The following is a 23559-nucleotide window of genomic DNA, read 5'->3' as shown; positions in this document are numbered from 1 at the left end:
GCCATGAAACACGACGCCGCCGAGCTGGCGAACGCCTATCCGAACTGGACCCAATCGTTCAGCGCGGCGGCCCTGCAGCGAGGAGAACGCTATGCCGAGGAAGGCAGGGTCGAACTGGAGGGCATTTATGGGCCGACAGTGGTCGCCAATTGCCAGGGCAGCGGTGACAACCACTACCGGCAAACCATCGAACTGCGCGTGGCGGGTGGCCGCTGCCATGTGCACGGCGAGTGCGATTGCCCGGTAAGAAAGAATTGCAAGCATTGTGCGGCTGCACTGTTCTCCATCACCCCTCCCTCCCACGGCAGTGCAACCACGCCAGTCAGCCAGGCCAGCTTGCCTGCCGAACTGCAACACTGGCTGAACGGCCTGGAGCAGGCCCCGCCCAAAGCCGCCTCGACCGAGGACAAACGCGGGCGCATGGTTTGCTATGAGCTGCAGCTGGCCGATGATGCCGGCTGCGCCTTGCAGGTGCGCAAGGGCACGCGGACCGAAGAAGGCATCCGCTTCAGCCGCGTGCAGTCGCTCTACGACTTTCTCTATGAGCCCCCGCGCTTCGTGACGGAAGAAGACACCCGCATTCTGCGCCTGCTCTCGGCCCTGAATCAGGGCGGCGGCCAGGATCGCGGCTACAAGCTGAAGGGCCATGAAGGTGGCGAGTTGTTCCAGCGCGCCCTTGAAACCGGGCGCATGTTCTTCGACCCCACACGTGAGCTGCTGCATGAAGGCCCCGTGCGCCGTGGCGAGTTTCGCTGGGTGCGCCAGAACAACGGAAACTACCGAGGCCTCTGGTACAACGGCGAGGACATGCTGCGCTGCGTCATCCCCCTGTTGCCGCTCTACTATTTCGATGTCATGACAAAAGAGGTAGGCAAGGTCGAGCACAGCCTTGATCCGCACGTTGCCGTGCAGCTGACCATTGCGCCCGATGTACCCGAGCACTTGGTAGTACCGCTCAGCCACAAGCTCAATGCCCTTAGCCACAACGTGCCAACCCCGACGCAAGTGCAGGAACAGTTGCTGGACGATATCCCGCCAACGCCCCTGCTGGCCCTCGGCAGCCTCGAATACACCGCCTACATGCCGAAAACCGGTCGCATGCAGCGGCAAATGCAACATCGGGCCGCATTGGCGTTCAACTACGACGGCCTGCACGCCAGCGGCAGCGACGACAAGCCGCTGACCCGCCTGGCGGGCAGTACCAGCCAGCGCATCCGCCGCCAGCCCCAGGCCGAGCAGGCGCTGCGCAAGCTGCTGCGCGATTTCGGTTTCAAGGCCGCCACCCGGCAGAGCAAGGCTCTGCCCGACAGCGCCGGCGAAATGTACCAGCTAGCCGACGACGAAGCGTGGCTGCACTTTGCCCGCGAAGGCCTGCCACGCCTGCGCGACGCGGGCTGGGCCATCGACATCCACCGCGACTTCGCTTTCAACCTGCAGGAGGTGGACGACTGGTACGCCACCATCGACGAAGCGCCCGGCCATGAATGGTTCGACCTGGAACTCGGCATCGTGGTCGATGGCCAGCGCCACAGCCTGCTGCCGATCGTGCTGCAACTGCTGCGCAGCAGCCCGGAACTGTTGCGCCCCAGCGAACTGGCCCGACGCAGCGACGACGAACACCTGCTGCTCGACCTCAACCGCGGCCGCGTCGACACCCCGGCCCTGCGTGTTGCCCTGCCCTACGGCCGGGTCAAGGCCGTGATGGCCACGCTGGGTGAGCTCTACCTGCACGAACACACCCCAGGCCCGTCGCTGCGCATGGAGCGTGCCGACGCCGCGCGCCTGAACGAAATCGACGGCCTGGCCCTGCGCTGGGAAGGGGGCGAGCACGTGCGCGACCTGGGCCGCCGCCTGCGCGATGCCCGCGACCTTCAGATGGCGCCACCCACCGGGCTTCACGCCAGTTTGCGCCCCTACCAGCAGCAGGGCCTGAACTGGCTTCAGGCGCTGCGGGAGATGGACACCGGCGGCATCCTCGGTGACGACATGGGCCTGGGCAAGACCTTGCAGGCCTTGGCCCACCTGCTGCTGGAAAAGGAGTCCGGGCGCCTGAGCGCACCGGCCCTGGCAGTCATGCCCACCAGCCTGATACCGAACTGGCTCGACGAAGCCCAACGCTTCGCACCCGGCTTGCGGGTGCTGGCGTTGCACGGGCCGGGGCGCAGCAAGCACTTCGCCAACCTGCACGAATACGACCTGGTGCTGACCACCTACGCCCTGGTGCCGCGCGACCTCGAGCAGCTTCGCGCACAGCCGTGGCATGTGCTGGTGCTCGACGAAGCGCAGAACATCAAGAGCAGTACCAGCAAGGCCGCCCTCGCCGTCTGCGAACTGCAGGCTAGCCAGCGCCTGTGCCTGACCGGCACGCCGATGGAAAACAACCTCGGCGAGCTGTGGTCGATCTTCCACTTCCTGATGCCCGGCTGGCTTGGCGACCTGAAGCGCTTCAACCAGGATTACCGCAACCCGATCGAACGCCATGGCGATGCCGAGCGCCTGGCCCACCTGGTCATGCGCATCCGCCCGTTCCTGCTGCGTCGCACCAAGGAACAGGTGGCCACCGAACTGCCCGCCAAGACCGAGATGGTGCACTGGGTCGAGCTCAGCGATGCCCAACGCGACACCTACGAAGCGGTGCGGGTGGCGATGGACAAGAAAGTCCGCGACGAGATCGCCCGCAATGGCGCTGCGCGCAGCCAGATCGTGATCCTCGATGCGCTGCTCAAGCTGCGCCAGGTGTGTTGCGACCTGCGCCTGGTCAAGGGCGTGGAAAGCAAAGGCAACCAGGCCGACAAGGGCAAGCTGGGCGCGTTGCTGGAAATGCTCGAGGAGCTGCTCAGCGAAGGCCGCCGGGTTCTGCTGTTCTCGCAGTTCACCTCCATGCTCGCGCTGATCCAGCAAGAGCTGGAGAAACGCGACATTCGCTACAGCCTGCTGACCGGCGATACCCGCGACCGGCGCACACCGGTGCAGCAGTTCCAGCAGGGCGACAGCGAAGTGTTTCTGATCAGCCTCAAGGCAGGCGGCGTGGGCTTGAACCTGACAGCTGCGGACACGGTGATCCACTACGACCCGTGGTGGAACCCGGCCAGCGAAAACCAGGCCACCGACCGCGCCTACCGCATCGGCCAGGACAAGCCGGTGTTCGTGTTCAAGCTGATCACCCGGGGGACGGTGGAAGAGAAGATCCAGGCGTTGCAGCAGGAGAAAGCTGCACTGGCGGCCAGCCTGCTGGATGGCGGGCAGGCCGGGCAGTGGCGGATGGGGGATGAGGAAATCGAGGCACTGTTTGCGCCGCTGCCTGGGAAGCGCGGGCGGTAGAGCCTGAGTCTTCAGTTGCCTGTACCAGCCTCTTCGCGGCTGAACCCGCGAAGAGGCTGGTACAAGCCTGCATCAACCTCGAATGCGCTGCCACACCTGTGGGAGCTGGCTTGCCGGCGATGAGGCCGGGAAGGTCAATCGACCAGCTGCGCTTCCTTCAACGCCCCCAACGCCTCCAGCCATCGCGGCTGCTGGCGATAATCGGTGCGCGCAAAGCCCTGCCCGCGCATCCGCGCAATCCGCGGCGACGGCTTGACCTTCATGCGCTGAGCCGCACTCAGCGCCAGCTCTGCTGCCGCCCGGTCATTGCAGACCAGGCCCATGTCACAACCCGCGCTCAACGCCGCTTCGATACGGCTGGCCGCATCGCCAACCACATGGGCACCCGCCATCGACAGGTCATCGCTGAAGATCACCCCGTCAAAGCCCAGCTCACCGCGCAGGATGTCCTGCAGCCAACGCCGCGAGAAACCTGCCGGCTGGTTATCGACCTGCGGATAAATGACGTGCGCCGGCATCACCGCTGCCAGCTGCCCACTCAGACGGGCGAATGGCACCAGGTCAGCCTGGCGCAGCTGCGCGAGGCTGCGTTCATCGGTCGGGATGGCGACATGCGAATCGGCCTCGGCCCAGCCGTGCCCTGGGAAGTGCTTGCCACACGCAGCCATGCCGGCGGCGTTCATGCCGCGAATGAATGCACCGGCCAGTTGCGTGGCGCGCTGCGGGTCACCCTCGAAAGCGCGGCTGCCGACCACCGCACTGCGCTGATGGTCAAGGTCCAGCACCGGGGCAAAGCTGAGGTCCAGGCCAACCGCCAGGACCTCGGTTGCCATCAACCAGCCGCATTGCTCGGCGAGGTACTCGGCGTTGGCGTTGTCGGCCAGTGCACGCATGGCCGGCAGCCGCACAAAGCCCTGGCGCAGGCGCTGCACGCGACCACCTTCCTGGTCCACGGCCAGGATCAGCTCAGGGCGGATGGCACGGATCGACGCACACAGTTCGCGTACCTGGCGCGGGCTGTCGATGTTGCGGGCAAAGATGATCAGGCCGGCCACTTCGGGCTGGCGCAGCAGGTGGCGGTCCTCGGCGGTCAGCCATTTACCGGCGACATCCACCATCAGGGAGCCTTGCAGGCTGACGGTCATGGGTAATCCTTCATTGAAGACTCAAGAGAAGCGGCGCTAGCTTAGCCGAAGCGCCCTGCCCCGCCCAGCCTTCAAGCCTTGACGGTGCTGGCGCTGCTTTTGCTGCGGGGGCGCAACTGCGCAGCTGCCATGGCCTGGTCGGTCACGCCGCTCTCGGCGCGCATGCCGGCAGCCAGGAACGGCACCATCAGGCGCATCACCTGTTCGATCGAGGTATTGATGCCGAAATCGGTCTCCGCAATCGCCCGCAATGCCTTGATACCGGACATGCTGAAAGCGGCGGCCCCGAGCATGAAGTGCACACGCCAGAACAGTTCCAGCGGCGGAATCCGTGGCGCGGCCTCGTTGACCAGCAGCATGTAGCGGCGAAACACCTTGCCGTACATGTCTTCGAGGTAGCGCCGCAGGTGGCCCTGGCTCTGGCTGAAGGCCAACCCCAGCAGGCGCATGAAGATGGACAGGTCATTGTTGCTGCGTGGCTGCACGACCAGCGCCTGATCGACCAGCATTTCCAGCAGGTCTTCAAGGGTCGGCTTTTGCTCGGGCTTGGCCTGGCGGCGTTCCAGCTCACGCTCGAGGCTGGCGCAGAACGGGCCGAGGAAGCGCGAGAATACCGCCTGGATCAGCGCCTTCTTGGAGCCGAAGTGATAGTTGACCGCCGCCAGGTTGACCCCGGCCTTGCTGGTGATCAGCCGCAGCGAGGTCTCGGCGAACCCCCTTTCCGCGAACAGCTGCTCGGCAGCATCGAGAATGCGTTCAACGGTTTCCGATTGGGCCATGACTACTCCGACTACTCCGCCAGACAAACAGGTGTTTGAAACATACGTTTCAGCCCTGCTTCTGTCAAGGTTCGGTGACCGGGCGGTCGCCATTTAAAATCGCCAGGCGCCAGGCCGCAAGTGCCATGCCCGCTGTTTATTACGCCTTTTGGCTTGCAGCGCATCCAGTACTGTATATAATCCCAGTCACTGTACAAAAAGACAGAGCGCTCACCATGTTGAAACTGACGCCACGCCAAGCCGAAATTCTCGCGTTCATCAAGCGCTGCCTGGAAGACAACGGCTTTCCGCCTACCCGCGCCGAGATCGCTCAGAAGCTGGGCTTCAAGTCGCCCAACGCCGCCGAGGAACACCTCAAGGCCCTGGCCCGCAAGGGTGCAATCGAGATGACCCCGGGCGCTTCCCGTGGCATCCGTATCCCGGGCTTCGAAGCCAAGGCCGAAGAAAGCGGCCTGCCAATCATTGGCCGGGTTGCGGCCGGTGCGCCGATCCTTGCCGAGCAGCACATCGAGCAATCCTGCAATATCAACCCCGCCTTCTTCCACCCCCAGGCCGACTATTTGCTGCGCGTCCACGGCATGAGCATGAAGGACGTCGGCATCTTCGACGGCGACCTGCTGGCGGTACACACCTGCCGCGAAGCCCGCAACGGCCAGATCGTCGTGGCCCGTATCGGCGACGAAGTTACCGTCAAGCGCTTCAAGCGTGAAGGCAGCAAAGTCTGGCTGCTTGCCGAAAACCCCGAATTCGCCCCCATCGAAGTTGACCTGAAAGAGCAGGAACTGGTGATCGAGGGCTTGAGCGTCGGCGTCATACGCCGCTGATCCAGGAGGCGTCATGCAGCAGTTCATTCACGCACCCGAACAGGCCCAGTTGCCACTGTTCGAAGCATTTCTCGCACAGCCCGTGCTACCCGGCCTGAAAGCCAGCGAGCTGGCACGCAAGAACATTCAGCCCGAGCTGTTCAGCGAATTGACACTGCGCGGCGCCCCCGGCCACTGCCACAGCCTGCTGGCACCCGTGCTGCGCGAGCTGAGCGAAGAAGACCAGGCCCGCTGGCTAACCCTGATCGCCCCGCCGTCGAGCCTGACCCAGGCCTGGCTGCGCGATGCCGGACTCAACCGTGAACGCATTCTGCTGCTGCAACCTCGCGGCAATCAGAGCCCGCTGCAACTGGCCTGCGAAGCCTTGCGCCTGGGCCGCAGCCACACCGTCGTCAGCTGGTTAGGAAGCGTCAACGCGACTGCACACCAGCAATTGCTGCGCGCTGCCAGCGCCGGAAACGCACAAAGCCTGAACATCCGCCTCGGCTGATGTTCAGGCTTTGCCTGTTATTTCGAAAAGCCTGATACCGAGCTGCATGATCAATGCAGCACACGTGGGCCTTCATCACGCTCAAGCTCGCCATCCATCAGGCGACCGGCCATCTGCACACCGACACTGAGCATGGCCTTGGCCACTTCCACGTGCTGACCCTGCAGGAATACCTTGGCGTCTTCAGAGAAATCCAGGGTTACCAGGGAGCCCTCATCCTCAGCGCGACGCAGTTCGATGCGGCCATCAGGCAACTCGACAATTTCCAGAAAAGACGTAGACATAAATGGCAGTTCTCCGCGAAAGGCGAATATTGTACCAGCCGCAGCGCCTGTCAGCACTCACTCAACGCGTCGCGGAATCGTCTCACCAAGCCTTTGAGGTTGTTGCGCCAGCTTTCCAGCTCGGCACGTGATAGGGCGGGGTGTTCGCGCTCATCGAGATTTACGGCCTGGATCAGTGGCTGGGTGACGTCGGTTTTCGGTGCCTTCCTGGCGACCGGTGGTCGGAACAAATCGGCATAAGCACCGAGCATTTGCGCCAGCCAGGTTTCGCGCTGACGGGCCAGTTCCAGCAGTTCGGCCACTTCAGGGATGGCGATGCCATTCAACGCGTCGTCAGCCAGCGCTTGCTCGACCGTTGCGGCCACCGGCAGGCGGTAGTAACCACCGATTTCATGGCACAGCCCCAGCAACGCGCCGTTCAGGTGGAACAGCGCCGACTCGCGCTCGGCCTGGACCAGGCCCTGGGCGTTCATGGCCTGGCTTTGCTCGGCCTTGGCCATGGACTCCAGGGCCAGGCCAGCGAAGAACAGTTTCTGGTTGGTGCGGGTGTAGAGTTCCTGGGCCATCTCTATGCCCTCCCATAGGGCTGCAAGGCGAATACACGCATCATAAATGATTGGGGCCGCTTTGCGCCCCACCCCCGGCAAGCCAGCCCCACAGAGTTTGCATCAGGCCCGAGACCTGCGCTGTACCTGTGGGAGCTGGCTTGCCGGCGATGGGGCGCGAAGCGGCCCCAATTACAACGCCGTCAGATCAGCGCTTGTCTTCAACCTTCCACGCTTTACCGTCGTAAAACGCCTTCCACCCGGTCGGTTTGCCATCGACCTCGGACTGCACATACTGCTCCTTGGTCTTGCGGCTGTAGCGGATCACCGTCGGGCGGCCGTCGGGGTCTTTCTGCGGCGCATCGCACAGGAAGTGATACTTCGGATCGATCTCATGCTTGTGCGGCACGATCTCCAGCACCAGCGGCGCGCGGGTCTCGCGGTTCTTGGGGAACTGGCTGGCAGCCAGGAACAACCCCGAAGCACCGTCACGCAACACGTAAGTGTCGTCGACCTTTTCGCACTTGAGTTCCGGCATGTCCACCTTGTCCATCTTCGGTGGCGCCGCCTCGCCACTCTTGAGCAGCTTGCGGGTGTTCTTGCACGCCGGGTTGGTGCAACCGAAGAACTTGCCAAAACGGCCGGTCTTCAACTGCATCTCGCTGCCGCACTTGTCGCACTCCAGGCTCGGCCCCTCGTAACCCTTGATGCGATAGCTGCCTTCCTCGATCTCATAGCCGACACAATCAGGGTTGTTACCGCAGATGTGCAGTTTATGTTTCTCGTCCAGCAGGTAGGCATCCATCGCTGTGGCACAGATCGGGCAGCGATGCTTGCCCAGCAGTACCCGGGATTCCGACTCGCCTTCGTCATCAGCGGCGATCTCGTCGCCCGGCACCAGGTTGACGGTGGCCTTGCAGCGCTCTTTCGGCGGCAGGCTGTAACCCGAGCAACCGAGGAATACACCGGTGGAAGCGGTGCGGATCATCATCGGCCGGCCACACTCCTTGCACGGAATGTTGGTCATGGTCGGCTGGTTGGCACGCATGCCGTTTTCGCTGGACTCAGCCGTCTGCAGCTTCTTGCTGAAGTCGCCGTAGAACTCGTCGAGCACGTTCTTCCAGTCACGCTCGCCCTGGGCCACGTCGTCAAGGTTCTCCTCCATGCCGGCGGTGAAGCCGTAGTCCATGAGGTTGGAGAAGCTTTCCGACAGGCGCTCGGTGACGATGTCACCCATTTTCTCGGAATAGAACCGGCGGTTGTGCAGGGTCACATAGCCACGGTCCTGAATGGTCGAGATGATCGCGGCGTAGGTCGAGGGACGGCCAATGCCGCGCTTTTCCATTTCCTTGACCAGGCTGGCTTCGGTGAAGCGCGCCGGCGGCTTGGTGAAGTGCTGGCTAGGGTCGATCTGCATAAGCTTCAGCACTTCGCCCTGAACCATTTCTGGCAGCACGTCATCTTCGCCAGGCTTGCTCTGCTGCGGCAGCACGCGGGTGTATCCGTCGAACTTGAGGATACGGCCCTTGGCACGCAGCTCGAAGTCGCCGGCGGCCACGGTGACGCTGGTGGACAGGTACTGCGCCGGCGGCATCTGGCAGGCCAGGAACTGGCGCCAGATCAGCTCGTACAGGCGCTCGGCGTCACGCTCCATGCCAGTCAGCTTGGTCGGGTGGGTATTCACGTCGGAAGGACGAATTGCTTCGTGCGCCTCCTGGGCGCCTTCCTTGCTGCCATAGACCAGTGGCGCTTCCGGCAGGTATTGCTTGCCGAACTCACGCTCGATGTAGCTGCGAGCCATGTCCAGTGCGTCGGCCGACAGGTTGGTGGAGTCGGTACGCATGTAGGTGATGTAACCGGCCTCATACAAGCGCTGGGCCATCATCATGGTCTTCTTCACCCCGTAGCCCAGGCGGTTACTGGCTGCCTGCTGCAAGGTGGAGGTAATGAACGGTGCCGACGGCTTGCTGCTGGTCGGGCGGTCTTCGCGCTTGACCACGCTGTAGCTGGAAGCCTTGAGCTTTGCCAGCGCGGCCATGGCCTGGGCTTCGTTCAGCGGTTTGAACGCCTCGCCCTTCTCGCGCGCCACCTCGAACCGCACCTTGGCGTCTTTCGCGGTGCCGAGGTCGGCGTGGATTTCCCAGTATTCTTCAGGGATGAACGCGCGGATTTCCCGCTCACGCTCGACCACCAGCTTCACCGCCACCGACTGCACACGGCCAGCGGACAGCCCACGGGCGATCTTCGACCACAGCAACGGCGAAACCATGTAGCCGACTACGCGGTCAAGGAAACGCCGCGCCTGCTGGGCGTTGACCCGGTCGATGTCCAGCTCGCCAGGCTGCGAGAACGCCTCCTGGATGGCCTTCTTGGTAATTTCGTTGAACACCACGCGCTTGTAGCGGGTGTCGTCGCCGCCGATGGCTTCGCGCAGGTGCCAGGCAATGGCTTCCCCTTCGCGGTCCAAGTCGGTTGCGAGATAGATGGTGTCGGCATCCTTGGCCAGGCGGCGCAGTTCTTCGATCACCTTTTCCTTGCCGGGCAGGATCTCGTACTTGGCCTTCCAGCCCTGATCGGGGTCCACGCCCATGCGTGCCACCAGCTGGCGACGAGCCTTTTCTTTCGGCGAAAGCGCCGGAGCCTCACCCGCAGCCTTGCCACGCTTGGCGGCCGGCTCTTTGCTCGCGCTGGCCGAACCGCTGGTGGGGAGGTCTCGGATATGGCCGATACTCGACTTCACCACGTACTGGTTGCCCAGGTACTTGTTGATGGTCTTGGCCTTGGCCGGGGATTCCACAATGACCAGCGATTTGCCCATGGATCGGAGTATTCCTGAATCTGAAGATGAAAAACGCGTCAGGTGCCAGACGCGGCACCGCTATATATAGTGGCAAAAGAGTGAGGTCAAGCGCGGAAGTTCACTCGTGCGACTTGCCCAGCAGCCCAGGCAGCCCTTCTTCGGCCTTGACCAAAGCAAAGCGTGGCACCTGCTCGCCGTCAACCTCGACGGACTCCTGGAACATCGAAAGGGGGCGCACCCAGAAGCTGTAATCACCATACAGGCATTGGTAGAACACCATCCACTCTTCGTTTTCGGAGTGCCGCGCAACACTGAAGACACGGTACTCAGGCCCTTTGTAATGCCGGTAAACGCCTGGTTGTATCTGCATGTTGCCCACCCTCTTGATTAAAACCTGAAAAAACAAAACCGGGGCACAAGGCCCCGGTTGCTGTCCCGCTACGCGATCAGACGCGTTCGAAGACAGTGGTGATACCTTGGCCGAGGCCGACGCACATGGTCGCCACCCCCAGGGAACCGCCATTCTGCTTCATGACGTTGAGCAGGGTGCCGGAAATTCGCGCACCGGAGCAACCGAACGGGTGGCCCAAAGCAATGGCGCCGCCGTGCAGGTTAACCTTCTCATCCATCTTGTCGAGCACTTTCAAGTCTTTCAGCACTGGCAGGGCCTGTGCAGCGAAGGCTTCGTTGAGCTCGATGAAGTCGATATCGGCCATGGTCAGGCCGGCACGCTTGAGGGCTTTCTGGGTCGATGGCACCGGGCCGTAGCCCATGATCGCCGGGTCGACACCGGCCACCGCCATCGAGCGGATCACCGCCAATGGCTGGATCCCGAGGTCCATGGCACGCTGGCCGGACATGACGATCATGCACGAAGCACCGTCGGTGATCTGCGACGAGGTACCGGCAGTGACGGTGCCGCCTTTCGGGTTGAACGCCGGCTTCAGCGACGCCAGGCCTTCGAGGGTGGTTTCCGGGCGAATGGTTTCGTCGAAATCGAACACCTTCAGGAAGCCGTTCTCGTCATAGCCCTGCATCGGGATGATCTCGTCCTTGAACTTGCCTTCGACCGTGGCCTTGTGGGCCAGCTGGTGCGAACGGACGCCGAACAGGTCCTGCTGCTCACGGGTGATGCCGTGCATCTTGCCGAGCATTTCCGCAGTCAGGCCCATCATCCCGGATGCCTTGGCAGCATGCAAGGACAGGTGCGGGTTGGGGTCGACGCCATGCATCATGCTGACGTGGCCCATGTGCTCCACGCCACCGATCACGAACACATCGCCATTACCGGTCATGATCGCCTGGGCAGCGGTGTGCAGCGCGCTCATCGACGAGCCGCACAGGCGGCTGACGGTCTGCGCCGCCGAGGTGTGCGGGATCTGGGTCATCAGCGAGGCCATGCGGGCGATGTTCCAGCCCTGCTCCAGGGTCTGGTTGACGCAGCCCCAGATCACGTCCTCGACCTCTTTCGGGTCGACTTTGTCGTTGCGCTCCAGCAGCTTGCTGATCAGGTGCGCCGACATGTCCTCGGCGCGGGTATTGCGGTGCATGCCACCCTTGGAGCGGCCCATGGGCGTGCGACCGAAGTCGACAATCACCACGTCTCTTGGATTCAGGCTCATATCAAATCTCTCGCTCTAGCTCGTTGACCGCTCAGTTGAAGAAGCGCTGGCCGTTCTTGGCCATTTCACGCAGCTTGGCGGTCGGGTGGTACAGCGGCCCCAGGTCGGCGTATTGATCGGCCAGGGCGACGAATTCGGCCACACCGATCGAGTCGATGTAACGCAGCGCACCACCGCGGAATGGAGGGAAGCCAATACCGTAGACCAGGCCCATGTCGGCTTCGGCGGCCGTCTCCACGATGCCGTCTTCCAGGCAGCGCACGGTTTCCAGGCAAAGCGGCACCATCATCCAGTTGATGATGTCTTCGTCGGTGACTTCGCGCTGCTCGAAGACGATCGGCTTGAGCACGTCCAGCACGGTAGCGTCGAAGACCTTCTTCGGCTTGCCGCGCTTGTCGGTCTCGTAGGCATAGAAGCCCTTGCCGTTCTTCTGGCCCAGGCGGTTGGCCTCGTACAGCGCGTCGACGGCCGAACGGCGCTCATCCTTCATGCGGTCCGGGAAGCCCTCGGCCATCACGTCGCGACCGTGGTGGCCGGTGTCGATGCCGACCACGTCCATCAGGTACGCCGGGCCCATCGGCCAGCCGAACTTTTCCATGACTTTGTCGATACGTACAAAGTCGACACCGGCACTGACCAACTTGGCAAAACCGCCGAAGTACGGGAACAGCACGCGGTTGACCAGGAAGCCCGGGCAGTCGTTGACCACGATCGGGTTCTTGCCCATTTTCTTGGCGTAGGCCACGGTGGTGGCGACCGCCACTTCACTGGACTTCTCGCCACGGATCACTTCCACCAGCGGCATCATGTGCACCGGGTTGAAGAAGTGCATGCCGACGAAGTTTTCCGGACGCTTGAGCGCCTTGGCCAGCAGGTTGATGGAGATGGTCGAGGTGTTGGAGGCAAGGATCGCATCGTCCTTCACCTGACCTTCCACTTCAGCCAGCACGGCCTGCTTGACCTTGGGGTTCTCGACCACGGCTTCGACGACGATGTCGACATTGGCGAAGTCGCCATAGGACAGGGTCGGGCGAATGGCATTGAGCGCCTCGGCCATCTTGGCCGGGGTCAGGCGGCCCTTGTCGACGCGGTTGCCGAGCAGCTTGGAAGCCTCGTTCAGGCCCAGCTGGATGGCTTCCTCGCGGATGTCCTTCATCAGGATCGGAGTGCCCTTGACCGCCGACTGGTAGGCGATGCCGCCCCCCATGATGCCAGCGCCCAGCACGGCGGCCTGTCTCACGTCATGGGCGATCTCGTCATGGGCCTTGGCTTTGCGTTTGAGCTCCTGATCGTTCAGGAACAGGCCGATCAGGCTTTCGGCAACCGAGGTCTTGGCCAGCTTGGCAAAGCCTGCGGCTTCGACTTCCAGGGCCTTGTCACGGCCAAAGTTGGCGGCCTTCTGGATGGTTTTGATGGCTTCGACCGGGGCCGGGTAGTTCGGGCCAGCCTGGCCGGCGACGAAGCCCTTGGCGGTCTCGAAGGCCATCATCTGCTCGATGGCATTGAGCTTGAGCTTTTCCAGCTTCGGCTGGCGCTTGGCCTTGTAGTCCAGCTCGCCACTGATGGCGCGCTTGATCAGGTCGAGGGCACCGGCCATCAGCAGCTCAGGGGCGACCACGGCATCGACGGCACCCACTTTCAGCGCGTCTTCGGCACGGTTTTCCTTGCCGGCGGCAATCCACTCGATGGCGTTGTCCGAACCGATCAGGCGCGGCAGGCGCACGGTACCGCCGAAGCCCGGATAGATCCCCAGCTTGACTTCCGGCAGGCCGATCTTGGCGCTGCTGGACATGACCCGGTAGTCGGCAGCCAGGCACATTTCCAGGCCACCGCCCAGAGCGATACCGTTGATGGCGGCGACGGTCGGCACTTCGAGGTCTTCGAAGGCGCTGAAGATACGGTTGGCTTCCAGGTTGCCGGCGACCAGCTCGGCCTCGGGCAGCTTGAAGTTGTCGACGAACTCGGTGATGTCGGCGCCGACGATGAACACGTCCTTGCCACTGCTGACGATCACGCCCTTGACCGAGGCGTCGGCCTGGATGGCATCGACGGCCTGGCGAAGCTCGTTCAGGGTCAGGCGGTTGAACTTGTTGACGGACTCACCCTTGAGGTCGAACTTGAGCTCGACGATGCCACTTTCAAGAGCCTTAACCGTGATGGCTTTACCTTCGTAAATCATCAACTGATCTCCACGATATGGAAGCTGAACAGTACACGCCGATCGCTGCAGCAGAAGCAGGCCTAGCTGCCCTGCCCCAGGCACACCCGTCAGCGCGCTAGTCGGGAGTATGGCTTGGCGAGATGACATACAAACGCTCAATTCATACGCCCGTTTGATTTGGGTGTGCACACATTCTCCGAAAAGACCGGCGTTGTCAAATGCTCGCGAGCACGGCGAAAACGCGACTTTCCGGTCATTTTGTATCGTCCTGGTACAAAACATGATGACAGTGATCGCCGAGCATTCATGTCAGCGATTGACCACGCGCAGCAGAACACGTTGCAGCCATCAGCTTGCGCGACAAGCGTTGGCGGCTACACTGCCACTTGCTTGAATGAATACCCGGCCTGCCTGGCCTTTTCTGCGCAGCAGAACGCAAAGCGGCGACTTGGCACCCCACCCCTTCAGGGGCTCAGCCAAGCCGCCGCTTTGTCGTTATGGAATGTCAGGACAAGGTTTCAAGGACGTAGGCAACATCCTGCAATACAGCCGTATCCCCACGCTCGGTCCAATACAGGGCGATCATCCGCGCATCGGCCTCGACCTTGTAGACGCTCGCGGGCAAGCGCCCCAAGGCCTCCATGAAGCGAGGGTCTTCGCAGGGTTCGCGCCACTGGTTCCACCACACACCCGGGCTGATCTGCCAGAAGCTGAAGCTGTCCTCATGCCCGCGGCGGCGTGCCCGGTGGTACTGCGGGCAAGGGCTTGGCGGCTCCTTTTCCAGCCAGTGCGGCCACTGCTGCGGCGCCAGCTGCATGGCCAGGCCCATGCGCCGTGCTTCCAGGCGCAGCTTCATCTGCTCGCTCTGCTTGCGCGAACTGCGCAACCAGGAAAGCGGGCTGAGAATCAGCGCAAGGATTGACACCACCAGCAATACCGTCATATCAGTAGTTCCCATAAAGCGTTGCAAATGAGCTGGTTAGCCATTTTTCACGGAAGACCCGCCCGAAAGCGACCATACTTCTTCTATCGCGATTGCCAGGAGTACCGCTCATGCAATACGAACATTTGTTGGTCGCCGTCGACCTGACCGAAGAATGCGACCCGGTGATCAAGCGCGCCATGGCGCTGGCCAAACCTTCGAATGCCAAGGTTTCGCTGGTACATATCGTCGAGCCGATGGCCATGGCATTCGGTGGCGACGTGCCCATGGACCTGTCGCAGCTGCAACAGCAACAGTTCGACCAGGCCAAGGAGCGCATGGACCGCCTGTTCAACAAATACCCGGACATACAGCGCGGCGATTCGCACCTGACCTACGGCCAACCGCGCCAGGAAATCCACCAGCTGGCCAAGGACCAGAAGTGCGACCTGATCGTGGTCGGCAGCCATGGCCGCCATGGCCTGGCATTGCTGCTGGGCTCCACCGCCAATGACGTGCTGCATGGTGCGCCGTGCGATGTCTTGGCGGTGCGGTTGCTGAAGAAGGAATGACTTGACCTGGCCCGGCCCTATCGCCGGCAAGCCAGCTCCCACAGGGATACCACACGGCTTGAAACCTGTGGTGTACCTGTGGGAGCTGGCTTGCCGGCGAAGGGCCAGCTCCGGCTGACGACTATCAGCCTTCCAGCTCGGCCCAGCGCTCTACCAGGGCATCCAGCTCGCCCTGCAGTTTCTCGATCTTCGCCAGCACCGCCGAGGTTTCTGCGATCGGCCGCTGGTAGAAGCCCGCCGCATTCACTTCTTCCTGGGCCTCTGCCATGCGCTTCTCGACCTGGTCGATCTGCCCCGGCAGCATCTCCAGCTCACGCTGCAGCTTGTAGCTGAGCTTTTTCTTCGAAGCGTCTTCCGCCACCGCTGCAGCAACTGGCGCGGGCTTGTCCTCGACTTTCTCGACCACTGCGCTGTTGAGCTCGGACTTGCCACCCTTGCTCTCGGTCACGCCCAGCAGTTTCGGCGAGCCGCCCTGGCGAATCCAGTCCTCGTAGCCGCCCACGTACTCACGCACCTTGCCCTCGCCTTCAAACACCAGCGTGCTGGTGACGACGTTGTCGAGGAAGGCCCGGTCGTGGCTAACCATCAGCACGGTGCCTTTGTAGTTGGCCAGCACTTCTTCAAGCAGCTCAAGGGTTTCCACGTCCAGGTCGTTGGTCGGTTCGTCGAGCACCAACAGGTTGGCCGGTTTGCTGAACAGCTTGGCCAGCAGCAGGCGCGCACGTTCGCCACCCGACAATGCCTTGACTGGCGTGCGGGCACGCTGAGGGCTGAACAGGAAGTCGCCCAGGTAGCTCAGCACGTGCCGGTTCTGGCCGTCGATCTCGATGAAGTCACGGCCTTCGGCCAGGTTGTCGATCACGGTCTTTTCCAGCTCGAGCTGGTGGCGCATCTGGTCGAAGTAGGCCACCTCCAGCTTGGTGCCGCGCTCGACCTTGCCCGAAGTAGGCTCCAGGCCGCCGAGCATCAGCTTGAGCAAGGTGGTCTTTCCGGTACCGTTGGCGCCCAGCAGGCCGATACGGTCCTGACGCTGCAGGACCATGGAAAAGTCCTTGACCAGCATCGGCCCTTCGGCGTGATGGAAGCTGACGTTTTCCAGTACCATGACCTGTTTGCCGGACTTTTCCGCCGACTCGATCTGGATGTTGGCCTTGCCCTGGCGCTCGCGGCGCTCGCCACGCTCCACACGCAAGGCCTTCAGCGCACGCACGCGGCCTTCGTTACGGGTGCGGCGCGCCTTGATGCCTTGGCGAATCCACACTTCTTCCTGGGCCAGGCGCTTGTCGAACAGCGCATTGGCGGTTTCTTCGGCGGCCAGTGCGGCCTCCTTGTGCACCAGGAAGCTGGCGTAGTCACCGTTCCAGTCAATCAGGCCGCCACGGTCCAGTTCAAGGATGCGGGTAGCCAGGTTCTGCAGGAAGGACCGGTCGTGCGTGATGAACAGCACCGCGCCGTTGAAGCTGCGCAGGGCCTCTTCGAGCCAGGCAATGGCACCGATGTCCAGGTGGTTGGTCGGCTCGTCGAGCAGCAGCAGGTCGGGCTCGGACACCAGCGCCTGGGCCAGCAGCACACGGCGGCGCCAGCCACCGGACAGCTCGGCCAGGGTTTTGTCGGCCGGCAACTGCAGGCGGCTCAAGGTGCTCTCCACCACTTGCTGCAAGCGCCAGCCATCACGGGCTTCCAGCTCGTGCTGGACGTGCATGAGCTTTTCCAGGTCTTCGTCGTTCTGGATATTCATGCTCAGGTGATGGAACTGCGCCAGCAGCTCGCCAACGCCGTCCAGGCCTGCAGCCACGACATCGAACACTGTGCGCTCGTCGGCCACCGGCAGTTCCTGCGGCAGTTCGCCGATCTTCAGGCCCGGGGCACGCCAGACTTCACCGTCGTCGCCCTTCTGCTCGCCCTTGACCAGGCGCAGCATGCTTGATTTGCCGGTGCCGTTGCGGCCGATGATGCACACCCGCTCACCACGAGCGATCTGCCAGGACACTTTGTCCAGCAGCGGCATGGCGCCGAATGCGAGGGACACATCGCTGAATTTGAGCAGGGTCATGTTGGTCTCCATAAATCGGGCGCGCATTCTACCTGACTTGGCCCCCGACGGCATCCGCCAGGGCAACCGGCCAGCGCCTGGCGACATTTGGTCGAACTTAATATCCCGATACAAGCACAGTGCTTTCACCCGCTGCCGGCAAACGGCTAAGCTAAGGCAATCGCTTCCAACAGTGCTGGCTCCGCCGTCACTTCCCCATGGTTCAACTGCCCGGACGTATCATGCGCAGCCGCCTGTTACATATTGCATCCTGCCTGCTGCTTACCGCTGCCACCTGCGCGGCGCAGGCCACCGACCTTGCCTCGCAACGCCAGTACTATGACGAGGCCAAGCGTGCGCTGGCCAAGGGCGACAAAGGCCCGTACCTGCGTTACGCCCAAGCCCTCAGCGACTACCCGCTGACGCCGTATCTGGCCTACGACGAGCTTACCGCACGCCTTAAAAGCGCCAGCAACCAGGAGATCGAAGGCTTCCTGGCCAAGCATGGCGACCTGCCCCAGGCCAACTGGATGAAACTGCGCTGGTTGCGCTGGCTGGCCGAGCGCGGCGAGTGGGATACCTTCGTCAAGTACTACGACCCCAAGCTCAACTTCACTGAACTGGACTGCCTCAACGGCCAGTACCAGCTCAGCCACGGCCTGCGGGCCGAGGGTTACGCCACCGCCAACAAGCTGTGGAGCGTCGGCAAGTCGCAACCTGCCGCGTGTGACACGCTGTTCGGCATGTGGGCAGCCGAAGGCCAGCTGACCGAGGCCAAGCGCTGGGAACGCACCAAGCTGGCCGCCCAGGCGCGCAACTACGCCTTGGCCAACAACCTGGTCAAGACCTTGACCACCCTCGGCCCGCAGGGGCGCCTGCTGGTCGACGTGGCGCAGAAGCCCGAACTGCTCAACCAGCCGTCGCGCTTTACCCCGGTCAACGAAGCGATGTCCGACGTGGTCAGCCTCGGCCTGCGTCGCCTGGCTCGGCAGGACCCGGAGCGGGCCATGGCGCTGCTCGACGACTACGCCCAGCGCATGCACTTCTCCCGTGACGAAAAGGTCGCCATCGCCCGTGAAATCGGCCTGACCCTGGCACGCCGCTACGACCCGCGCGCGCTCGACCTGATGACCCGCTACGACCCGGAACTGCGTGACAACACCGTCAGCGAATGGCGCCTGCGCCTGCTGCTGCGCCTGGCCCGCTGGGAAGACGCCTACGAACTGACCAGGCGCCTGCCTCAGGACCTGGCCAGCAGCAGCCGCTGGAAATACTGGCAGGCCCGCAGCCTGGAGCTGGCCCAGCCGAACAACCCGCAGATCCCGCTGCTGTACAAGACCGTGGCGCGCGAGCGCGACTTTTATGGCTTCCTCGCTGCCGACCGGGCGCAAACGCCGTACCAGCTGAACAACAAGCCGCTGGTGTTGAGCCCGCAACTGGTCAAGAAGGTACGCAACACGCCGGGCATCCAGCGTGCACTGGAGTTTCACGCGCGCGGCCAGATCGTCGAAGGCCGCCGCGAGTGGTACCACGTCAGCCGCCACTTCAGCCGTGACGAAATGGTTGCCCAGGCACGCCTTGGCTATGACCTGCGCTGGTACTTCCCGGCCATCCGTACCATTAGCCAGGCGCAATACTGGGACGACCTGGACATCCGCTTCCCGATGGCCCACCGCGACACCCTGGTGCGCGAAGCCAAGGTCCGCGGCCTTCATTCGAGCTGGGTATTCGCCATCACTCGCCAGGAAAGTGCCTTCATGGAGGACGCACGCTCCCCGGTGGGTGCCAGCGGCCTGATGCAGCTGATGCCGGCCACGGCCAAGGAAACCGCGCGCAAGTTCAGCATTCCGCTGGCGTCACCGGCACAGGTGCTCAACCCGGACAAGAACATCCAGCTGGGCGCGGCCTACCTAAGCCAGGTGCACAGCCAGTTCAACGGCAACCGGGTGCTCGCCTCGGCGGCGTACAATGCCGGGCCCGGCCGCGTGCGGCAGTGGCTCAAAGGCGCCAAGCACCTGAGCTTCGATGTGTGGGTAGAGTCGATTCCGTTCGACGAAACGCGCCAGTATGTGCAGAACGTGCTGTCGTATTCGGTGATCTACGGGCAGAAGCTCAACTCACCGCAGCCGCTGGTGGACTGGCATGAGCGGTATTTCGATGACATGTAAGGCTTCCTGAGTCTGTACCGGCCCTGTCGCCGGCAAACCAGTTCCCACAGGTAAGGCACATGTGTTCGAACCTGTGATGAATCTGTGGGAGCTGGCTTGCCGGCGACAGGGCCAGTACAGGCAACACATTCACTCCAGAACTTCCACCTGCATGCCTACTTCAAGCCAGCCACTGCCATCCACCGCCAGGTTCTGCCCGAAAAGCACATCGCCCTCTTTCTCGCGGAAGGTCTTCAGCGTCGCCATTGGTTCACGGTCAGCGCTGCGCTCCCCGGTTGTTGGGTCGATTGTGGTGAACACACAACGCACGCTGGGCTTGAGCACTCGGAACTCCAGGCTGCCGATGCGGATGCGCTTCCAGCCATCTTCGGCGAACGCTTCAGCGCCCTGCACCACCATGTTCGGCCGGAAACGCAGCATCTCCATCGGTCGGCCAATGCGCTGGTTGAGCGCCTCCAGCGAACCCTGGCCAATCAGCAGCAACGGGAAGCCATCCGGAAACGCCGCCCGGTCACTGTTGAAGCCATAGCCATTTGGCAAGTAACGCGCCCGCTGCTCCGGGCAATGCACCAGCCGCACGGCCTTGCCCAGCAACTCGCTCAGCCAGGCCGCCGCGGCATCGCCAGCGTCCGGCACGCGCAGGGTGTCGCGCCAGAGCGTGACCCCGCGCAGGGCCTCATCGGCAGCAGGTACAGGCACCCTCAATGGGTCCAGCCCGGGCGCCTGTAGCAGTAACTGGCCGTTTTCGTCATCGCGCGCCTGCAGCTGGCCAAGTTGCGGCCAGGCCCGCTGGGTCAGGAAGCGTCCGTTATCTTCCTCCACCACCATCCAGCGCCGGTCGCCCTGCAAACCCAGCACACCCACCGGTGAGGTTTGCAGGCTTTGCGCCTGGCCAGACTTCACCGGGTATCGATACAGCTCACTGAGAAACATCCCTGCCGCCTCGCTTCATGCCAAAAACCCAGCTTATACCCGGCAGAGGCAAGGATCACGCAGTGGCGGCATCCAGCAGCAGGCGTTGCTTGACCACATCGACCAGGCGATCGGGCTGGAACTTGGACAGGAAGTTGTCGCAGCCCACCTTCTTCACCATCGACTCGTTGAAGCTGCCCGAGAGCGAGGTGTGCAGCACCACGTAAAGCTGACGCAGGCGGGCATCGCTGCGGATTTCGGTGGTAAGCCGGTAACCGTCCATTTCCGGCATTTCAGCGTCGGTAAACACCATCAGCAGCTTCTGGCACACGTCCTCACCGGCACCGGCCCAGGCCTTGAGCATGCGCAGCGCCTTCAGGCCATCACTGGCCACGTGCAGCTTCATGCCCAGCTGGGACAAGGTGTCGCGCAACTGCGCCAGGGCCACGCTGGAGTCGTCCACAAGCAGGACCTCGCGGCCGCGGGCGCGGGCCAGCACCGGGTCGGCGAGCTTTTCGCCAGACACCCGGGCGTTGTACGGTACGATCTCGGCCAGCACTTTCTCCACATCGATCACCTCCACCAGCTGCTCATCGACCTTGGTGATGGCGGTCAGGTAGTGCTGGCGCCCGGCACTGGAAGGCGGCGGCATGATCGATTCCCAGTTCATGTTGACGATGCGGTCGACCCCCCCCACCAGAAACGCCTGCACCGAGCGGTTGTATTCGGTGACGATGATGGTGCTGTCCGGCGTCGGCTGCAGCGGGCGCATGCCGATCGCCTGGGACAGGTCGATCACCGGCAAGGTCTGCCCCCGCAGGTTGACCACACCACAGACGAAGGCATGACGCTGAGGCATCAGGGTCAGCTTGGGCAGCTGCAGCACTTCCTGGACCTTGAACACGTTGATCGCGAACAACTGACGGCCTGCCAGGCGGAACATCAGAATTTCCAGGCGGTTCTCACCCACCAATTGTGTACGTTGGTCTACCGTGTCGAGAATGCCGGCCATTGGAAAACCCCCAGGCTTCAGTCGAAAAAAGTGTAATCATTCAAGCGTTATCGGCGGCTTCGCGCACACCTTGACCCTTGTCGGAAAATGCGCCGAAGACAATTGATATCACTTTACCATCATGCTTTACTGCGGGCGTCCCAGGGTAAATCGAAGGGGTCGCAAAAGTTCCCCGCCTTAGCCCCGCATCAGGGAAACCCTTAGCGGCAATCGGGCGTAACCTGATGTTCGCGATATCCTTTAGCCATTAATGTGACGCCATTCTCATTGCATGAATGGAGTCAGGCTTTTGCTAGCTATCGTTTTGGCGTGCCCACCCCCTGCGCCTACCTCACGCGCGGGGACTTGAAGATGGACACTGCCTTATCGTTCGATGAAGCCCTGCAGGGCTTCATGCTGGATGCCCAGCTACTGCTGACCCAGGCACAGGAATGCCTGCAGCATCTGGAACTGATCGACAACGACCCGGACGCTTGCCACGGCCTGGGCAACGCCCTCGACAGCCTTGCCCGAAAGGCCACGCGCCTGGGCCTGCGTGAAGTCGCTCACTACACCACCGCCTTGCAACAATTGCTCGCCCCGGTGTGTCATGGCGGCCACCTGCAACGTGAAGCCCTGCCCGCGACAGCGGCATGCCTGACCTTGCTGGCCTGGCAGCTGGAGCTGGCCGACCGCCGCACCGGGCGTCTCAACCTGGACATCGGCGAGCAGCTGGTGCTGCTGAGCGAATTGGCCAAGGTCGTGCAACAACCCTTCGCACCCGCCTGCGGCTCCTGTGACGAACAAGGCAGCGTGTGCATCCACCCCCATACGGACACGGCGCCTCCCCCATACCAGGGCCGCGCGTCGCGTACACACTAACCCGACGCAAAGTGTAACTAAGCACGCTTATTCAAGCTCCACCCTGGTCGAACTTGGAAAGTTCATCCAAGTTCGGCCGCCTTCGGACGGGCCAAGTTGAAGCCTTGCCGAGCAAGTTACATGGCAAGTGCATGCCAGCCAATCAAGAGATGGCATTTTGCTAGCCGCCAACCCCCGACCAGCAGGCGTTTCAAAGCATTACCCAGCCGCGACCGATGCAATGCGAAGTGGTAATATGCGCCCCTACAGACGCTTGCAACCTGAACAAAGGTTGAAAGATCACATGCTCGAAAAAACGTCGAAAGTACTGCGCCAAAGCCTCTGACCAGCATTGTGCAAGGCCTCCATCAGCACTACTTCAGTGGCTTCCCCAACTATGTTCCCACGCTTGAAAACTTCTTTGCGTTGTTGCTCCCGTGCTGCCCTGCTGCGCTGGACGACGGTCGGGCTGTGCGTGGCCTCGCTGGTCGCCAACGTGGTGCTGTACCTGGCCGACCAGGTCATCCCGACCAGCCTGGTGATACTGCAGCTGGCCGCCACGCTGTGTGCGGCCGTGCATCTGGGCCTGAGCGCGAGGTCGATCAGCCTGCGCCCGGCAGAGCTGGCCGAGCGCATGCTGAAGGTGCAGGAAGACGAACGGCAGCACCTGAGCCGGGAACTGCACGACGACATCGGCCAGCTGCTCACCGCCGCCAAGCTGCAATTGCAGTGGCTGCAACGGCGCATGCCGGATGAGCTGCAGGGCCACTGCGACGCACTGCGCAACACCCTGGATGACACCTTGGGCAACGTGCGCGACGTGTCTGCCCTGCTCAACCCGCGGCAACTGGCCAGCCTTGGCCTGGAAGCGGGCCTGCGCGCGCACCTTGTGCGCACCCTGGCCAGCAGCGACGTGCATTGGAGCCTGGCGTGCAATCAGCGCCTGGGCGGTATCGACGAGGACGTGGCCATGGCCGTGTTCCGTATCACCCAGGAAGCCGTGACCAACATGTTGCGCCACGCCCAGGCCCACAATCTGGTCATCCGCTTGCAACGCACTGCCGAGGGGCTGGCGCTGTCGATCCATGATGATGGCCGTGGTTTCGTTCCCGGCCCGCATCCGGACAACG

19 protein-coding genes are annotated in these 23559 nt (G+C 62.7%); 7 read left to right on the top strand and 12 right to left on the bottom strand.

Going from position 1 to position 23559, the window contains the following annotated elements:
* The first annotated feature begins 3 nt into the window (after positions 1-3).
* A complete protein-coding gene (locus tag HP547_RS07005; protein WP_172285877.1) occupies positions 4-3321 on the top strand; it encodes a DEAD/DEAH box helicase in 3318 nt (1105 codons plus the stop codon).
* A gap of 134 nt (positions 3322-3455) precedes the next feature.
* Here HP547_RS07005 and nagZ read toward each other — a convergent pair whose 3' ends face one another.
* Positions 3456-4454 (bottom strand): beta-N-acetylhexosaminidase, encoded by a 999-nt coding sequence (nagZ, locus tag HP547_RS07000; protein ID WP_172225642.1) that lies wholly within the window; start codon positions 4452-4454, stop codon positions 3456-3458.
* A gap of 83 nt (positions 4455-4537) precedes the next feature.
* Positions 4538-5245, bottom strand: a complete 708-nt coding sequence (locus HP547_RS06995; protein WP_172225614.1) for a TetR/AcrR family transcriptional regulator — start codon at positions 5243-5245, stop codon at positions 4538-4540.
* A gap of 215 nt (positions 5246-5460) precedes the next feature.
* On the opposite strand from HP547_RS06995, the gene lexA reads away from it, so the two are divergent.
* Positions 5461-6069, top strand: coding sequence for a transcriptional repressor LexA (gene lexA / locus HP547_RS06990; protein WP_172225617.1), 609 nt, complete (start codon positions 5461-5463; stop codon positions 6067-6069).
* Positions 6070-6082: 13 nt separating this feature from the next.
* The gene (gene sulA / locus HP547_RS06985; RefSeq protein WP_172285876.1) at positions 6083-6559 is read left to right on the top strand and encodes an SOS-induced cell division inhibitor SulA; all 477 of its coding nucleotides are present in this window, start codon (positions 6083-6085) and stop codon (positions 6557-6559) included.
* Between the two features lie 50 nt (positions 6560-6609).
* Here sulA and HP547_RS06980 read toward each other — a convergent pair whose 3' ends face one another.
* The 7 genes from HP547_RS06980 to HP547_RS06950 all read right to left on the bottom strand — a co-directional run bounded on the left by HP547_RS06980 (position 6610) and on the right by HP547_RS06950 (position 14914).
* Positions 6610-6843 carry a hypothetical protein gene (locus HP547_RS06980; protein ID WP_003248777.1) on the bottom strand — a complete coding sequence of 78 codons (234 nt, stop codon included), beginning with the start codon at positions 6841-6843 and terminating at the stop codon, positions 6610-6612.
* Between the two features lie 50 nt (positions 6844-6893).
* On the bottom strand, positions 6894-7409 hold the full coding sequence (locus tag HP547_RS06975) for a DUF6586 family protein (protein WP_172225623.1): 516 nt from the start codon (positions 7407-7409) through the stop codon (positions 6894-6896).
* A 187-nt stretch (positions 7410-7596) separates the two neighbouring features.
* Entirely contained in the window at positions 7597-10206 is a 2610-nt protein-coding gene (topA, locus tag HP547_RS06970) for a type I DNA topoisomerase (RefSeq protein WP_172285875.1), read from the bottom strand.
* Positions 10207-10306: 100 nt separating this feature from the next.
* Positions 10307-10558, bottom strand: a complete 252-nt coding sequence (locus tag HP547_RS06965) for a DUF1653 domain-containing protein (protein ID WP_172225629.1) — start codon at positions 10556-10558, stop codon at positions 10307-10309.
* A gap of 76 nt (positions 10559-10634) precedes the next feature.
* Positions 10635-11810: an acetyl-CoA C-acyltransferase FadA gene (gene fadA / locus HP547_RS06960; RefSeq protein WP_172225632.1), complete on the bottom strand. Its 1176-nt coding sequence runs from the start codon at positions 11808-11810 to the stop codon at positions 10635-10637.
* Positions 11811-11841: 31 nt separating this feature from the next.
* Positions 11842-13989, bottom strand: coding sequence for a fatty acid oxidation complex subunit alpha FadB (fadB, locus tag HP547_RS06955; RefSeq protein WP_172225634.1), 2148 nt, complete (start codon positions 13987-13989; stop codon positions 11842-11844).
* Positions 13990-14476: 487 nt separating this feature from the next.
* Positions 14477-14914 carry a hypothetical protein gene (locus HP547_RS06950; protein ID WP_172225636.1) on the bottom strand — a complete coding sequence of 146 codons (438 nt, stop codon included), beginning with the start codon at positions 14912-14914 and terminating at the stop codon, positions 14477-14479.
* Between the two features lie 110 nt (positions 14915-15024).
* Here HP547_RS06950 and HP547_RS06945 point away from each other — a divergent pair, with 110 nt between their 5' ends.
* On the top strand, positions 15025-15465 hold the full coding sequence (locus HP547_RS06945; protein ID WP_172225638.1) for a universal stress protein: 441 nt from the start codon (positions 15025-15027) through the stop codon (positions 15463-15465).
* Positions 15466-15589: 124 nt separating this feature from the next.
* Here HP547_RS06945 and HP547_RS06940 read toward each other — a convergent pair whose 3' ends face one another.
* Positions 15590-17518: an ATP-binding cassette domain-containing protein gene (locus HP547_RS06940; protein WP_172285874.1), complete on the bottom strand. Its 1929-nt coding sequence runs from the start codon at positions 17516-17518 to the stop codon at positions 15590-15592.
* Positions 17519-17739: 221 nt separating this feature from the next.
* Here HP547_RS06940 and HP547_RS06935 point away from each other — a divergent pair, with 221 nt between their 5' ends.
* The gene (locus HP547_RS06935) at positions 17740-19665 is read left to right on the top strand and encodes a transglycosylase SLT domain-containing protein (protein WP_172224938.1); all 1926 of its coding nucleotides are present in this window, start codon (positions 17740-17742) and stop codon (positions 19663-19665) included.
* Positions 19666-19794: 129 nt separating this feature from the next.
* On the opposite strand, the gene HP547_RS06930 is transcribed toward HP547_RS06935, so the two are convergent.
* Positions 19795-20598, bottom strand: a complete 804-nt coding sequence (locus tag HP547_RS06930) for an MOSC domain-containing protein (RefSeq protein WP_172224935.1) — start codon at positions 20596-20598, stop codon at positions 19795-19797.
* A gap of 55 nt (positions 20599-20653) precedes the next feature.
* A complete protein-coding gene (locus HP547_RS06925) occupies positions 20654-21589 on the bottom strand; it encodes a chemotaxis protein CheV (protein WP_172285873.1) in 936 nt (311 codons plus the stop codon).
* Positions 21590-21940: 351 nt separating this feature from the next.
* On the opposite strand from HP547_RS06925, the gene HP547_RS06920 reads away from it, so the two are divergent.
* Positions 21941-22450 (top strand): histidine kinase, encoded by a 510-nt coding sequence (locus HP547_RS06920; protein WP_172224930.1) that lies wholly within the window; start codon positions 21941-21943, stop codon positions 22448-22450.
* A 376-nt stretch (positions 22451-22826) separates the two neighbouring features.
* On the top strand, positions 22827-23559 hold a 733-nt coding region (locus HP547_RS06915), incomplete at its 3' end, for a sensor histidine kinase (protein ID WP_172285881.1).

The organism is Pseudomonas sp. CM27 (assembly GCF_013179515.1).
Lineage (GTDB): Bacteria > Pseudomonadota > Gammaproteobacteria > Pseudomonadales > Pseudomonadaceae > Aquipseudomonas.
Note: the sequence above shows the minus strand (reverse complement) of the source record. Positions and strands in the feature narration are given on the sequence as shown.

Bases quoted from the DNA above. Each gene is read 5' to 3' on its own strand.
- fadB (WP_172225634.1), bottom strand. From the start codon at position 13,989: ATGATTTACGAAGGTAAAGCCATCACGGTTAAGGCTCTTGAAAGTGGC.
- HP547_RS06965 (WP_172225629.1), bottom strand. From the start codon at position 10,558: ATGCAGATACAACCAGGCGTTTACCGGCATTACAAAGGGCCTGAGTAC.
- HP547_RS06940 (WP_172285874.1), bottom strand. From the start codon at position 17,518: ATGACCCTGCTCAAATTCAGCGATGTGTCCCTCGCATTCGGCGCCATG.
- HP547_RS06935 (WP_172224938.1), top strand. From the start codon at position 17,740: ATGCGCAGCCGCCTGTTACATATTGCATCCTGCCTGCTGCTTACCGCT.
- HP547_RS06930 (WP_172224935.1), bottom strand. From the start codon at position 20,598: ATGTTTCTCAGTGAGCTGTATCGATACCCGGTGAAGTCTGGCCAGGCG.
- HP547_RS06920 (WP_172224930.1), top strand. From the start codon at position 21,941: ATGGACACTGCCTTATCGTTCGATGAAGCCCTGCAGGGCTTCATGCTG.
- HP547_RS06925 (WP_172285873.1), bottom strand. From the start codon at position 21,589: ATGGCCGGCATTCTCGACACGGTAGACCAACGTACACAATTGGTGGGT.
- HP547_RS07005 (WP_172285877.1), top strand. From the start codon at position 4: ATGAAACACGACGCCGCCGAGCTGGCGAACGCCTATCCGAACTGGACC.
- lexA (WP_172225617.1), top strand. From the start codon at position 5,461: ATGTTGAAACTGACGCCACGCCAAGCCGAAATTCTCGCGTTCATCAAG.
- topA (WP_172285875.1), bottom strand. From the start codon at position 10,206: ATGGGCAAATCGCTGGTCATTGTGGAATCCCCGGCCAAGGCCAAGACC.
- HP547_RS06945 (WP_172225638.1), top strand. From the start codon at position 15,025: ATGCAATACGAACATTTGTTGGTCGCCGTCGACCTGACCGAAGAATGC.
- sulA (WP_172285876.1), top strand. From the start codon at position 6,083: ATGCAGCAGTTCATTCACGCACCCGAACAGGCCCAGTTGCCACTGTTC.
- fadA (WP_172225632.1), bottom strand. From the start codon at position 11,810: ATGAGCCTGAATCCAAGAGACGTGGTGATTGTCGACTTCGGTCGCACG.
- HP547_RS06975 (WP_172225623.1), bottom strand. From the start codon at position 7,409: ATGGCCCAGGAACTCTACACCCGCACCAACCAGAAACTGTTCTTCGCT.
- HP547_RS06980 (WP_003248777.1), bottom strand. From the start codon at position 6,843: ATGTCTACGTCTTTTCTGGAAATTGTCGAGTTGCCTGATGGCCGCATC.
- HP547_RS06995 (WP_172225614.1), bottom strand. From the start codon at position 5,245: ATGGCCCAATCGGAAACCGTTGAACGCATTCTCGATGCTGCCGAGCAG.
- HP547_RS06950 (WP_172225636.1), bottom strand. From the start codon at position 14,914: ATGACGGTATTGCTGGTGGTGTCAATCCTTGCGCTGATTCTCAGCCCG.